At 36.9% G+C, this 12,179-nt stretch carries 16 protein-coding genes, 1 tRNA gene and 2 pseudogenes; all 19 read right to left on the bottom strand.

The features are described from left to right. Nucleotides 1–3 precede the first annotated feature (3 nt). The gene (locus tag HMPREF2810_RS08985) at nucleotides 4–411 is read right to left on the bottom strand and encodes a hypothetical protein (protein ID WP_048942558.1); all 408 of its coding nucleotides are present in this window, start codon (nucleotides 409–411) and stop codon (nucleotides 4–6) included. Nucleotides 412–463: 52 nt separating this feature from the next. Further along, nucleotides 464–916, bottom strand: a complete 453-nt coding sequence (locus tag HMPREF2810_RS08980) for a hypothetical protein (RefSeq protein WP_048942559.1) — start codon at nucleotides 914–916, stop codon at nucleotides 464–466. A 70-nt stretch (nucleotides 917–986) separates the two neighbouring features. Further along, nucleotides 987–1,466, bottom strand: coding sequence for a phage tail tube protein (locus HMPREF2810_RS08975; RefSeq protein WP_002408956.1), 480 nt, complete (start codon nucleotides 1,464–1,466; stop codon nucleotides 987–989). Then, the gene (locus HMPREF2810_RS08970; protein ID WP_010824932.1) at nucleotides 1,466–1,864 is read right to left on the bottom strand and encodes a minor capsid protein; all 399 of its coding nucleotides are present in this window, start codon (nucleotides 1,862–1,864) and stop codon (nucleotides 1,466–1,468) included. The genes HMPREF2810_RS08975 and HMPREF2810_RS08970 overlap by 1 nt, the downstream gene beginning before the upstream one ends. Next, nucleotides 1,864–2,190, bottom strand: a complete 327-nt coding sequence (locus HMPREF2810_RS08965) for a minor capsid protein (protein WP_010824931.1) — start codon at nucleotides 2,188–2,190, stop codon at nucleotides 1,864–1,866. Before HMPREF2810_RS08965 ends, HMPREF2810_RS08970 begins: the two co-directional genes overlap by 1 nt. Next, entirely contained in the window at nucleotides 2,190–2,534 is a 345-nt protein-coding gene (locus tag HMPREF2810_RS08960; RefSeq protein WP_010824930.1) for a putative minor capsid protein, read from the bottom strand. Before HMPREF2810_RS08960 ends, HMPREF2810_RS08965 begins: the two co-directional genes overlap by 1 nt. After that, on the bottom strand, nucleotides 2,528–2,932 hold the full coding sequence (locus tag HMPREF2810_RS08955) for a head-tail connector protein (protein ID WP_048958415.1): 405 nt from the start codon (nucleotides 2,930–2,932) through the stop codon (nucleotides 2,528–2,530). Before HMPREF2810_RS08955 ends, HMPREF2810_RS08960 begins: the two co-directional genes overlap by 7 nt. Before the next feature lie 96 nt (nucleotides 2,933–3,028). Beyond that, nucleotides 3,029–3,888: pseudogene (locus HMPREF2810_RS08950) on the bottom strand (capsid protein). A gap of 2 nt (nucleotides 3,889–3,890) precedes the next feature. Continuing rightward, nucleotides 3,891–4,460: a phage scaffolding protein gene (locus HMPREF2810_RS08945; RefSeq protein ID WP_048942567.1), complete on the bottom strand. Its 570-nt coding sequence runs from the start codon at nucleotides 4,458–4,460 to the stop codon at nucleotides 3,891–3,893. Between the two features lie 95 nt (nucleotides 4,461–4,555). Continuing rightward, a complete protein-coding gene (locus tag HMPREF2810_RS08940; protein WP_016618524.1) occupies nucleotides 4,556–4,798 on the bottom strand; it encodes a hypothetical protein in 243 nt (80 codons plus the stop codon). Nucleotides 4,799–4,809: 11 nt separating this feature from the next. After that, on the bottom strand, nucleotides 4,810–5,967 hold the full coding sequence (locus HMPREF2810_RS08935; protein WP_048942645.1) for a phage minor capsid protein: 1,158 nt from the start codon (nucleotides 5,965–5,967) through the stop codon (nucleotides 4,810–4,812). A 123-nt stretch (nucleotides 5,968–6,090) separates the two neighbouring features. Beyond that, a complete protein-coding gene (locus HMPREF2810_RS08930; protein WP_048942648.1) occupies nucleotides 6,091–7,590 on the bottom strand; it encodes a phage portal protein in 1,500 nt (499 codons plus the stop codon). A gap of 15 nt (nucleotides 7,591–7,605) precedes the next feature. Continuing rightward, nucleotides 7,606–8,895: a PBSX family phage terminase large subunit gene (locus HMPREF2810_RS08925; protein WP_002410122.1), complete on the bottom strand. Its 1,290-nt coding sequence runs from the start codon at nucleotides 8,893–8,895 to the stop codon at nucleotides 7,606–7,608. Beyond that, entirely contained in the window at nucleotides 8,885–9,718 is an 834-nt protein-coding gene (terS, locus tag HMPREF2810_RS08920) for a phage terminase small subunit (protein WP_033626101.1), read from the bottom strand. Before terS ends, HMPREF2810_RS08925 begins: the two co-directional genes overlap by 11 nt. A 59-nt stretch (nucleotides 9,719–9,777) precedes the next feature. Continuing rightward, nucleotides 9,778–9,966 (bottom strand): hypothetical protein, encoded by a 189-nt coding sequence (locus HMPREF2810_RS08915; protein WP_010784730.1) that lies wholly within the window; start codon nucleotides 9,964–9,966, stop codon nucleotides 9,778–9,780. Nucleotides 9,967–10,102: 136 nt separating this feature from the next. Further along, complete coding sequence (locus HMPREF2810_RS08910; protein ID WP_048942202.1) at nucleotides 10,103–10,711, bottom strand: Mom family adenine methylcarbamoylation protein; 609 nt, start codon at nucleotides 10,709–10,711, stop codon at nucleotides 10,103–10,105. 91 nt (nucleotides 10,712–10,802) lie between these two features. Next, nucleotides 10,803–11,219: pseudogene (locus HMPREF2810_RS08905) on the bottom strand (ParB N-terminal domain-containing protein); the annotation flags it as partial. A 2-nt stretch (nucleotides 11,220–11,221) separates the two neighbouring features. Then, entirely contained in the window at nucleotides 11,222–11,455 is a 234-nt protein-coding gene (locus tag HMPREF2810_RS08900) for a hypothetical protein (protein ID WP_010824920.1), read from the bottom strand. Between the two features lie 285 nt (nucleotides 11,456–11,740). Beyond that, nucleotides 11,741–11,812, bottom strand: a tRNA-Trp gene (locus tag HMPREF2810_RS08895). Nucleotides 11,813–12,179: the final 367 nt, after the last annotated feature.

The raw sequence follows: 12,179 nt of genomic DNA, 5'->3' as shown, positions 1-12,179 counted from the left end.
CGCTCACCCTTTCTTGCTAACTTTTTTCAAGTACTTCTGTTTTAACCGTTGGGAATTTTTAGTTTGTTCCTCTTTGAATTCGTCCAATTGATCGGCAATCCCGTTGTATAAATCAAAGAAAGCGTTTAGCCATGCGTTGACGTCTGGAATATCCGCATACAACGTATCGAATGTCCCTTCGCCTAACATGACGTCATACCCTTTTGCTAACAACTCTTTGTACGGCTCTAAGTCCAAGCTATTTGCATCGTCTTCATTGGGTCCTTCAATCGAATCTACTTCTTTTTCAAACGCTTCATAGTTTTTTTGTACCTCGATTAAATGTTCTGGTGAACTATCAAAGAAAAATTCATGTCCTGCTATAATAACCGGAAAACCCGTGCGTGCTACGTTAATCTCTAATGCTTTCATTTAATTACCTCCATAAAAAAGGACAGCCAAATAGCTGCCCTTATTTTCGTATTTATGCTTGATTATTAAGTGTTAAGGTATGTTGTGCTGTTTTCTTACCATCCTCTGTTTCGCCTTCGGTAACATAAGTACCAGCTGGTACCGTTTCTGTCCAAGTAATATTACCTGTTTCAGAGACAGCAAGGCCTTCTGTTACAGGCGTAATAGAATAGTTTACTTTTTTATTTGTAGCATTTTCAGGCAAAACAGTTGCTGTGATTTGTCGGCTACCTGCAGTACCCGCATCTGCTGTGGATGTTTTAGGAGAAAACTCTAAACCAGTTACAGCAATTGGCGATGTTTTAAATGCCGGTACATTTACTTTTTCCCCGCCGTCTGCAAAACCTACTTGGTATGTTCCTGCTGGAACGTCGGTGTTTGGCTCAATTCCTGTAATTTCTAGAGGGCTTGGACCAGCCGGAACAATGACTTCCTCACCTTTATAAACAATATACTCTCTTGCCATTCTTATTCTCCTTTCTCCATTTCAATGATTACCCCAGTTTTAGTCGGAGTCATTTTACCGATTACTGGGGTTATGCTTTTGGGCTGATTTTTGGTAACGTATCGTATTTGATTGAGCAACCGAATTCTTCGTATGCTGTTGCATCACCAGAACCTGCCTTAATGCCTGTAACTGTTGCACGTCCCACATAAACATCACCATTGGTTTGTACGACTTTATGCCAAATTTTACGGCCATCACCTAATTTGTATTTTTTACTAGCAATTAATTGTTGTGCTGGGTCTTCAGCATCGTACATGCCTTCAGGTGTATACGTACCAGATACTGATACTACAGTCGTTTCAGGCGTTCCATCACCATCATAAAAGCCCGTATCATCTGTTTCTTCGTCTGAATCATCACCAATGGTTGAAATATATTTTGCTAGTCGCAACCATTCTGTATCTTCCGTAGGAGCTGTTTCTTTCCCTGGTGTATATTCAGCGATATAGTGTTCACGTTTCGCATTTTTTTCACGTGCAAACATTTGGATATCCATTTTTAATAACATTATTTTTCCCCCTTGAATGTGGTTAATTTTGCTTGAAAATCTAATAAAAAAACGAACCAACCTTGTTCATCTGCTTCATTGATGAAAGGTCTGTTCGTTATTGTTAAATTGTTATACTCAAAAGAGCTATCTTTACTTGGTAGTTCTTCAATATTTTCTAATATATCCGATAGCAACCATAACGTATGCTCTATCTTACCACCGTCTTTTGATTTCATGGCAATTTCATAGTTTAACAACTCGTCTTTGATTCCGTCATAATATTCGGTTTCTACCCTACCGCCCGGTAATGGGTAAATCACTAAGCTTTCTAGTGCTGAAAGGTATCCTTTCCGAATATTTAACGGCAAATTAGGAATCTGGTTTATCTTTTCATTTAAACAATCAAGAAAATCCATTACTTAATACCCGCTCCTTTCAGAAAAGCCCGTTTCCACGAATTTAGATAAGCACCTTTTGCTTTTAAATCCCATCTTGGCCCAGTACCTGGTGTGGTATATTTTTTTCCGTTCAAATAAAATTGACGTTTCGCGTATTTCGTGCCGTAAATAATCTTTTCACCATTGTTTGATAAATGAACGCTTTGCCTTAAAATATTATTCTTTCGTGGTACAAATTGGTTCATATCTGCCATCGCTTGATTACCCAGCGCATATCTGCCTCGTCTCATTGCCTCAGGGCTTACTTTGGTTCTTACACCGCTTAAATTTACCTTAATCCCCATCAGATTACCTCAATCTCATAAGAATAAATAGTGGCTGCTTGATAGGCTTCTATGACAGTATCAATTTTAGTGATTACGTGTTCCTTACCATCATAAATAACCAATGATTGTTCTTTGAATTCAGGAAAGGGCATAGTCAATCCGTGATAACAGAAAATCAATCCGTTATAGAGCAACTGTTTACCGCTTGATGAAAAGGTATATTGGCTTCCTCTGTCAATCCGGCAATACTCAATAAGAACTGGTTCCTTGTATACTGGCTTGTTCCAATCGCCCTCCCCTAAGTACTCTTTATACTCAAAGGAATCAACTAAGAACTTTTTGGGTGGCTTTGGCATTAGCATGACGAAACACCTCGATATAACAAACCTGTACCTTCCAGATACAAATAAACGTCTTCGGCAGTCAACGACTTACTTTCGTTATTTCCAGAATGATTGTAGCGACTGGCATTAGAAATACTCGTACGGCCTGCTGAAAAGCTTTGAGGGGCATTGTTGATACTTTCATACGTATCCGCACCAACATCGACAAAATACATTATTTGCGCACACAGAGCGAGTTTAAACTGTTTCACTCTAAATTGCCTAGAATCTTTCGTTATATCATTGAACTGATAAAAGTAATTCGTTACATTATCAATCGCTGCGGTGGCTTTTACTAAATATTTGTCAAAGTTATCTTTATATTCATCTGTGGCGCCTGTAAGCTCTTTAAACTCTTCAAAATCAATATAGGACATCTTAGATTCCTCCTAAAAAAGAAGGAGACTAAGCTCCTTCTTCCATTTCAATAACTACCCCGCTTGTTGTCGGCGTTAGTTTACCAACTTTCGGGGCTACGCTTTTGGGACATATGACACATAAATAGCTTTTTTCGCATTATCAAATACAATTGCATCATAGTAATCCAAACCTTTAATTGTATCACGGTAACCACTACGGTCTTGCGAAGCTGGCACAGTATCAACTGTCCCATATTTGACAATTGGCGCAACTGCAGTTAAAGGAACAATGATAAAGTTTAATTTATCTTCAATGTTCACACCTGAGAAACGGTCTTTCGCCACTTTTAAGATGGGCACGCCACCGTCAATTTGAGCTACTGTGCGATTAATACCATTGATTGCCATTTGGTTAGTAGAAAATGATTTTGTTACCCCTTTGGCATTTTTTAGCAAGCGATAGGTTGCTGCCGAAACGAACATTACATATCCGCCAGGAACTTCGTTGTCTGTCATATATTCTTCTGCAGCATCATAAGCCGCTAAAATATTGTCTTCTGTTAATGTTTCATTCACTTTTTTTCAGCATTATCAAACATTACTTGTACTGCTACTTTGTCACGATGCGGTACAGTGACTAAACGCTTGTGTTCTGTCACAATGTTATTAATCGTTAACGCTGCACTTTCAGACTGATCTAATTGATCAACATCATAACCAAACCAGTCTTCATGCGTTAATTTGATTGTTTCTTTGGCGATATCAATTTGGTTACGTGCATTTTCCCCATTACGTTTGTATTGCGTTGCTTCCATGAATCCTGACATCTTATTCACTCGTACTTCGTTCACGCCTACAAAATCAGCTGCAGTGATACTTTTTGCGCCTTGCGTCAAAATATCCCATACTTGGGAATCTGCGCGATATTCTTTATCAATTGTTGCTAAATCTTTTGAATCTAATACTACTGCCATAATTATTCACCTAATCTTTCTTGAATTTTTTGTACAATGCTTTTTCCACCTGCTGCATTGCCTGCAGGATTTCCACCAGCCAAAATTTGAGGAGTTGGCGGAGTTGGTTCAGGGTCTTTTGCTTCTTGAAACAAGAATGATTTATTTTCTTGAAGTCCCTTTAATTGTTCTTCAAAGCCTTGTAACTTACCGTCAACAACTTTAATAGTGTCTTTATCTAAAAGACCAAGAACAATCGTTTCATCAAGTGCATTCGCTTCTTTTAAAGCCAATTGAATGGCAAAGTCTTTTTGTTGTTCGGCTAATTGGTTTTCAGAATTGGTTTTCGCCTCATCGAACTTCGCTTGTAAATCGGCCAGATTTTGAGATAACTCTTCGTTGCCTTGTGCTGATTCTTTTAAGGCCGTCAGTTCTTCTTGATTCGCTTTCAATTCTTGCTTAGCGCTGTCACGTTCACTCTCCGCGGTAGCTACTTGCGCATTCAGTTGCATAACTGTTTTCCCGTGTAACGCCATAATCGACTTTGCAGTTTCTTCCTCAATGCCTAATGCGATTAAATCCTCTTTTTTCATAAATCTGTTCCTCCTAAGTGTTTTTTGAGTGGCAACTCCCACTGTGAGCCGTCTTTTTGAGACTTCCGAGCAGGTCTAGGTATAAAATAAAAAGCCTAACGGTAGTTAGACCTGTTTTCTTCTCTTTTTAAATATTCTTCGTAATCGGCATCCAATCGATCGTAGGGGTCTGAATCATTAAACACTTCATATTTCTTTTTACTTCTCGCATTTTGAACTACTTTTTTTCTACCTGTGTTTTTAGCTAATACATTTCTAGCAACTGGTTTTACACAATCCCCTAAATAAATTTCTTCAACAATATGTTCAACATTTAAATAATGCGGTCTATATACCATTTTAGAACCTCCTAAAAATCGTCGTAACGAAAATCTTTTAGTAGCGTATTTACCGGGGTGTAAACTTTTTCACGGGCATAATTTCTGCCTAAATACTCATTAGAATCTACTAGTTCTCGTAGTTTCGCTTGATTTGCTCTTACTTTCTGTTGCCATTGCTTGGCGTTGTCAGTCTGTCCTAATGCTTCAGAAACCATTTGATTCTTTTTGAACTTAACTATTTGGCGTTCCAGTTGCCGTTGACGCTTAGTCAATTGAGCAACTTTTTCATTTTCTTTTGTATCAACTTTCGGTTGATTGTTCGTGTTAACGCCAGGAATAAAAGGGATGTGTAAATGATTGCAGTTTACTCCCCGATGGCCTCCAGCGGTTCCATATTCAGCTTGCCAATAAGGATCGTAGATACTTTTATATTTGCTGCTACTAGGAACTATCCTACGTAAATCAACCACATGGCCTTGAATCTTTGAACAAGCTTTTCTAGCCCCCATATGGCTAGTAACAAGTACAGTATGAACGCCATATTCACTCATACGGTCTGTTCGCAACTGGTTAAAGGTATTTCCTAGCGTTGACTTCAAAACAGTTCTAATGTATCTTTCCAAGCTCCATGTATGACCACCTTTATCTATAAAAGTGGACTTAATCCCTTTTTGCGCCCATTCTTGCAATGTACGTTCTAACGCTTCCTCAAACGTAAATAAGCCGCTGTTAAATGCAGCGACTGTCTTATTAATGATTTCATTGTACATTTGAGTGGTAACTGTTCCATAACCAAAGTTAGTGGATAACAACGTTTGGTTTACATAGTTGTTAATATCAGACCAAACTTGGTCATGATAGGCTTTCATGATATTGTCTAAATCTGTTGGCATAGGCTTTGGGTCATACGGCAATTCTTTATCCAATTCTTTTACAATCTTTTGCCCGGTGCTTTCAAACATTCGTTCTATTTCAGATTCAGCAATTCCCGTTACTTGAGAAATGATTTTTGCTGTTTCTTTGTTAAATAAATGCAGTTCTTGTAACTTTTCTCTTTGCCAATCTAATATGTCACCACTCCCATTTTTTAAACGCTTAGCGATGATTCGTATTAATTCGCCCTCTAACGATTGGTAGAGGTGCGACATATTAGAGGACCATAAATCTAATTGATGAGGTGTAATCATTATTCCTCATCTCCTATCTCTTTATTAGCTCTGAACTCTTCAAACTCTATCATAAATTTATTTAACGCATCAGGAGAATTCGTTAATTCTACAAGTAATTGATCCATTTTTTCTAACATATCACTATTCCTCATCTCCTAGTTCATTTTCCGCCGATATTCTTTCTTGTTCTGGATAGTCCATTTCTAACGTTTCTGCTCTAATCTCGTAAACTATTTTTTTGGCCTCTTTTTCAGTCACACCCGTTAATTTCTGAATAGCGCTTAGTTTTGATGAAAGACCAGCTGTAACTAATTTAGAGTAATAATCAGCTTTGGCATCTTGAGATTGAAAAACACCGTCATCAAAATCTATATTAATGCCTAGTTCTTTTGAATATTTGAATAGATTAAATGCTGCGGCCAATTCGAATATAGTTGTAATTAATTCTTTTAATGCTTCTTCCACAATTAAGACATTATCTGAACGGGTAGAAAAAGTCTCAGAATTTTCGCTGATGATTTCCGTAGCTGTTTTGACTGATTGTCCATCAAAGCTAAATGTTCCACTTGAAAAACCGGTTTGTAATTCAACAATGCGTAAAATAAAATTGATTGTCTCAATAAATTCCTGTGACCGTAACGTAGGAACAAATTCACTAATAAAAGGATCGTCTGATTTCAACCGTTGATATACAGATGTCTTACTGTCAAATCGTTTTATAGGATTCCCTTTTTCATCATATCTAACTTTGAAGAAATGATCTGAAGCTAATATTTTTCTTCTCGCTTCTTCAACTTCATTCATAAATTCATCGTATTTTTCGTTAATATCAATCAATTGGCGCTTCGCGTTGTCAATAATACCTAAACTCAATGGACTATCAATATCTATATTGTTTTTTCCAGCAAGTTTAATATAGACAAATAGTGGTCGAGTAAATCCGACTAAAGCAGTCTCCTCTTTTAGTTCCTTGTACTTGTCTAATGTCGGTAATGGTACCCTAACACCTGTTTGAGATTGTTCTTCTGAACGATACAATTCGTTTCTGATATAGTAAGTGCTATTTTCCCACTCATGAAATTCTAAAAGTGTGTAATAAACATTTTTCTTACCTTCAGTTTGTTGTGTAATCGTAGCAATGGCTGCTTCAGATATATCATTAGTGTTGGACTGTAAAGGGTAAAAAGTATCAGCTCGGCAAAAGGATATTTTTATTTTGTTTGTCTTTGTGTCTACATAGGGACGTAGGACAAGCCCTCCTATTGCATATCCTGCTTCCAGCTCTTCACCAAAGTTCTTACGAAACTTATTATCGTTAAAAACTGATTGTAAAAACTGGTCCGCTTCATCATCATCAATGCTTATCGCACACCCGTCATTAAAGACTAGCTTAGCTAATTTGCGAGAAACTACTTTTGATACATTTAATGAATGAAAAGCCCTGTGCATACGCATACCATCACTATTAACGTAGCTCACATCAGGAAACTTATTTTTATATATGCGTTTGTTGTCCATTATTCTATCGATTTCAGCAGTATTTACTCCGATTTTTGGATGATCTGTAATTCTATTAAGTGTTTCTACCATACCTATTTTTGCACCTCCAATCCTGAACATCGCTTTTAATTTGTCAAACATGTAAACACCTCTTTTCTAGGCGATATAGGTTTTATAAAAGTAATTATTACCATACCTTGCTTCATCAAGTGCATGATTATATTTATCTACGGGCAATCCATTATCATTTCTCACATACATAGAGATTTCTTTTTCAAAATTATAGTGGTCAAATTCTTCTCCACATTCTAAAACTATAAATTGGCCACTTATCATGGTGTTTTGTAGTCGTTCTATTCCAACCTCTATCTTTAAACCATTACTTGAAACTTTATCGGAGCTATTGTTATCAGCTTTATCTGTAATAATCCCTATTAAGTCAAGCTCAGAACGTAACGTTTTACAGGCAGGATCGACAAAGAAATAATTCCAGTGTGGCAAATGGTTCCATTTTGTATAACACCACTCAACAAATCGTTTAATCTCTTTTGCATAAATTGACATCGCTTTTGTTTCTCCCGTATCCGTTCCGCTATGATAGTAGTTTGCTAAACGATACAGATAAAATTTCCCATCATAGAAAGTGACAACCCAAAATGCACAGGTAGTTGCATCAGCTTGGCCACCATCAGCAGTAAAAAACGTTTCAATGATGTTTCCTTTTATTTCGGTTGCTTTGTTGTTCTTACCGAACATTGAGTAAATAACACCTTGTGGTAGCACTCTATGACCATACCAGTCACGTTCTAAAAGATATTCGCTACTTGATAACTCATCGTATAACTGCTGCTTTCTTGATTCACTTAAGATTGGATTATCATCTGGCGTCCAATGACGAAATAAAAAACGTCCTGATTTCTCAAAACGTTCTAACAATTCTAAATTAGGGTGATTCGGTGCTGGCGGATTCTGTTCACCTAAATGATAGCGCCATTCTGCAGCAAAAGTACGTCTAAAGCACTCATTAATGAAATCTTTATGCAGCAAGTTAAATTCTAAGAAAGTAACTGAGCCTAACGACATACCCGTAATAGCACCAACCGAATTGATTTTGCCGCCGCCTTTGTAATAAATCTTTTTTTCTCCGTTAGGTGCATATAAAAGCAAATGGTCCCCATGTTCATCATGTCGAATATCTGAAACGCCATCAAATATATGCATTAATCCTAAACCGTCACCGTCCATAAACATTCGGAAAGCTTGTTCTTGATTATAAGCAGTCACAAGATGGTTCTGGTCTGGTGAGCGTAAATAGAAGTCTGCCATTTTAAATATATCACTGGTGGTTTTTCCACTACGAGGAGTGCCTTCGTTTAATTCAAAGGTCACTTTGCTTGTGTTGAAATTAATGTTCGCCACTTGCTTATCACTAAAATTAATTACCATCGCTCACACCTCGTGATTTAACGTTGAGTAAAGCTTCTAACAATTCGTTAGCTCTTCCACCAGCTGTTAACTTATCAGCATTATTAGATGCGATTTTTGCATCAGCTTCTGCTTTTTCTGTTTGCGCATTTAACAATTGTAATTTAATGCCTCTAGTAACTAGTTCTTCCTGTTGTTTTATTGCTTTAGTTAACTGATTGCTAATTCGTGTTAAAGCATCTTCAATCGCTAAGATGTCATCTAACTTTCTAAATGTCTTACGAGTTATTTGTACATCTTTCAAAACTTCTCTTTTGACAGTAACCATTTTCCCATCAATTGCCGATGGCTCTTTAACTTTCCGAAGCTGTTGCAAACGTTCAACTTCTTCATCATTTAAGCCAGCCTCTGCATCTTTTATGCGTTTAAGCATTCTATATTGGCGAATTTTCAGGATTCTTATTTCTTCATCCAAAATAAAAAAAGGATCATCATTCATATTAGAATAGATGTTCTTTTCTTCGTCAGATAACATATCGGCAAATATTGTTTCATATTCGCCAGTTTTAATAGCATTCTTATTACCTTTAGGAGGAGAACCACCTTTGTTCCCTTTAGCATTTTTATTACCTGATGGCGCTCCACCTTTATTGGTAACGTTACTATTCGATTTAGTAACGTTACCTTTTAATTCCTCCGCCCATTTATCAACAGATTTCCATTTCCTGATTTGAGAATCAGACACATTTAGTTCACTAGCTAATTCTTTAAGAACCTTTTTACCACCTGAATCTAGCCATATTTTTTTAGCTTCATCACGACGAGGGTCTCTTTTTCTAGCCATCCATTAACACCACCTCGCTTTTCGCTTCAATAGTTGAGTTTGTTTTCAATTATTTACAATCATAATTCTTTTAACTGACTTTCAATTTCAATTAAGTCTTTTAGGTCCTTAACTGTATTCAATTTAATCTGACCTGCTTTAAAGTTGCTTATCCATTGAGCCTTTGCAGCCCTGATAATCTTGTTGTTTTCTTCCGCAACCTTTTGCTTTTCTAAAGCTTGTTGAACTTCATAATCAAATGTTTCCATTGTAGAATACCTCGCACTATTATATAATGCTAAAAGACACGGAGGGTGTCGAAAATCCACGCGTGGGAATTCTCTGTGTCTTCGGGGTATTCGTATCTCGTTGAATTGAGGCAAGTGTTAGCGCACTTGTCTCTTTTTATTTAGCGTTTGGATAAGGTTTTGATAATTTAATGATTTTTTTACGTATCTTTTTATTTAGTGGCATTAAATATTTATGTTTACCTTTTGATTCATAAATGGAAGCTTTTGGATCCACATGTTTATGCAAAAATTCTAGCCTTTGAGACCCCGTCCCATACTTGGCATGAATAGATTTAGGATGTGTCTTTTTTCCATTAACAATGAAATAACGTTCTCCATCTGTCTTTCCAGTATATATCCAGTTTGTTGCTTGATAGATACCTCCATGATGGTTTTGGTCTGTATCTGCATAGCTTACTATTAATTGCATGCTTGGATTAAATTCTTTTAGGAACCTAATTGCTTTGGCCAAAATTTCAGATACAAACGACTTGTGATTGGTTAAAGCAACCCTAGTTAGTTCACAGCATTCTGTTTGTTTCAATCCATATGGGCTTCCTATGCTTTTATTTGCACCTCTACTAAAAATTACTACTCCTATAAATTGGCCATCTTCCCATGCTCCTATTTTAATGAGCTTTCCAACAGGCACACTTTTGCTGTAATGAAAGTGCGTGCAAGCATACTTTGTAGCTTCATGAGTGGCCCAATCAACTTTCAACATCTCTTAAATCGAACTCCTCTCCACAACAAGGGCATTTAACAAATTTCGGTTCAAGTTTCGTCAAGTCTCCTTGGTCATCAATACTACCTGGTTCAAAATTTGGTATGTCAGTACTTTCAATTAAATTTTCTAATTCTTCGTTGTCAAACCCTGTTAACTCCAAATTATCTGCAGTTAGTTCATTAAGCAATTCTGTTAGTTTATCTTCATCCCAATTTCCAGAAATCTTATTTAAAGCTATGTTTAGAGCTTTCTCTTTATCCAATGGTAAATCAACCACAGAAACCTCTATCTCATCAAATAGGCCCAATTCTTTTGCAACAGTAACGCGTTGATGTCCACCAACCAAGTTTCCTGTATTTTTATTAAAAATGGGAGGGTCAACAAAGCCAAATTCTAAAATTGATTGTTTAAGTTTTTCATATTCTGCCATACCTGGCTTTAATTCAACTCTAGGGTTGTATTCGGCAGGATGTAGTTCTGATAACTTCATCTTTTTAAATTTCATTTCTAATCCCTCATGTTTCGCTTGATATTTTCTTGAATGTTCTTCTCATCAAAATAGCCATGCCCACAATAAACTAGCTTACACGCATCAATTTCCTTTGGCGTGGCTTCTCTCGTCATTTCAATAATTGAAGCGTTCTTCTTTATCTGTACAGACATAACAACGCGCATTGAATCAGTTGAGCGGTTCGGCTGTGGATATCTATGTGTTAACGATACATACCAATAGTTTTTCATGTTCTCTCTCCTAATTATTTTTATGTACTTGATTCAATAAATCACTTCTTGATATACTATTCATAGGTAGCAACTCCTTTTTGTAAATAGCAATCAAAAAATATTGTGCACGAATGCTACCTAGCCACTAGATCCCATAATCTAGTGGCTTTTTTATGTACAAAAAAGACTGCACGGTGAAAGTGCAGTCTAGGATAGGAGGGAAAATCTTAGCCATCATTCGACCGTAAAGGTAGTTACATTTGAATGATTGACGATTTTTTATTTAAGTAGCTATGCTACCTACTGGAACAATAGGACTCGAACCTATACTAACGGTTTTGGAGACCGCTGCTCTACCAGTTAAGCTATGCCCCATTAACACTCACAAATCTGTAGAAAAAGAGAGAGGAATTACACCCCATTTCTTTAGTTTGAGAACGCATGATTTGTGAGTGACCATTGCAACTTACATAGCGCTATCTTGACAAGTGCTTTCAGCGTACGTCTACGTGTAAGCTTCATGCCAAGTTTATTGCAATTTTTGCTACCTACGACTAAACGAGACCAAAAGAACTGGACTTTCCACATCCTTATTCTTTATTTTTTATAGGCAGCCTCAAAAGATAAGCGAAACGGAGCTAAGATAGGTAATGCATGCCTTACCTCGTTTACTTATCTTTCGACACTACCATAATAACAACTAAATACTGATAAAAACCGCCAACTTTCCGCCAAAAAACCG

This window comes from Enterococcus sp. HMSC078F03 (assembly GCF_001811595.1).
Classification (GTDB): Bacteria; Bacillota; Bacilli; order Lactobacillales; family Enterococcaceae; genus Enterococcus; species Enterococcus faecalis.
This window is presented reverse-complemented; position numbering and strand designations above follow the sequence as displayed.

What these genes read in the sequence shown, in the direction of transcription:
- HMPREF2810_RS08915 (WP_010784730.1), bottom strand. Translation starts at nt 9,966, where the DNA reads ATGGAAACATTTGATTATGAAGTTCAACAAGCTTTAGAAAAGCAAAAG.
- HMPREF2810_RS08975 (WP_002408956.1), bottom strand. Translation starts at nt 1,466, where the DNA reads ATGTTATTAAAAATGGATATCCAAATGTTTGCACGTGAAAAAAATGCG.
- HMPREF2810_RS08940 (WP_016618524.1), bottom strand. Translation starts at nt 4,798, where the DNA reads ATGGTATATAGACCGCATTATTTAAATGTTGAACATATTGTTGAAGAA.
- HMPREF2810_RS08900 (WP_010824920.1), bottom strand. Translation starts at nt 11,455, where the DNA reads ATGAAAAACTATTGGTATGTATCGTTAACACATAGATATCCACAGCCG.
- HMPREF2810_RS08930 (WP_048942648.1), bottom strand. Translation starts at nt 7,590, where the DNA reads ATGTTTGACAAATTAAAAGCGATGTTCAGGATTGGAGGTGCAAAAATA.
- HMPREF2810_RS08985 (WP_048942558.1), bottom strand. Translation starts at nt 411, where the DNA reads ATGAAAGCATTAGAGATTAACGTAGCACGCACGGGTTTTCCGGTTATT.
- HMPREF2810_RS08980 (WP_048942559.1), bottom strand. Translation starts at nt 916, where the DNA reads ATGGCAAGAGAGTATATTGTTTATAAAGGTGAGGAAGTCATTGTTCCG.
- HMPREF2810_RS08955 (WP_048958415.1), bottom strand. Translation starts at nt 2,932, where the DNA reads ATGTCCTATATTGATTTTGAAGAGTTTAAAGAGCTTACAGGCGCCACA.
- HMPREF2810_RS08970 (WP_010824932.1), bottom strand. Translation starts at nt 1,864, where the DNA reads ATGGATTTTCTTGATTGTTTAAATGAAAAGATAAACCAGATTCCTAAT.
- HMPREF2810_RS08935 (WP_048942645.1), bottom strand. Translation starts at nt 5,967, where the DNA reads ATGATTACACCTCATCAATTAGATTTATGGTCCTCTAATATGTCGCAC.
- HMPREF2810_RS08965 (WP_010824931.1), bottom strand. Translation starts at nt 2,190, where the DNA reads ATGGGGATTAAGGTAAATTTAAGCGGTGTAAGAACCAAAGTAAGCCCT.
- HMPREF2810_RS08910 (WP_048942202.1), bottom strand. Translation starts at nt 10,711, where the DNA reads ATGTTGAAAGTTGATTGGGCCACTCATGAAGCTACAAAGTATGCTTGC.
- HMPREF2810_RS08925 (WP_002410122.1), bottom strand. Translation starts at nt 8,895, where the DNA reads ATGGTAATTAATTTTAGTGATAAGCAAGTGGCGAACATTAATTTCAAC.
- HMPREF2810_RS08960 (WP_010824930.1), bottom strand. Translation starts at nt 2,534, where the DNA reads ATGCTAATGCCAAAGCCACCCAAAAAGTTCTTAGTTGATTCCTTTGAG.
- terS (WP_033626101.1), bottom strand. Translation starts at nt 9,718, where the DNA reads ATGGCTAGAAAAAGAGACCCTCGTCGTGATGAAGCTAAAAAAATATGG.
- HMPREF2810_RS08945 (WP_048942567.1), bottom strand. Translation starts at nt 4,460, where the DNA reads ATGAAAAAAGAGGATTTAATCGCATTAGGCATTGAGGAAGAAACTGCA.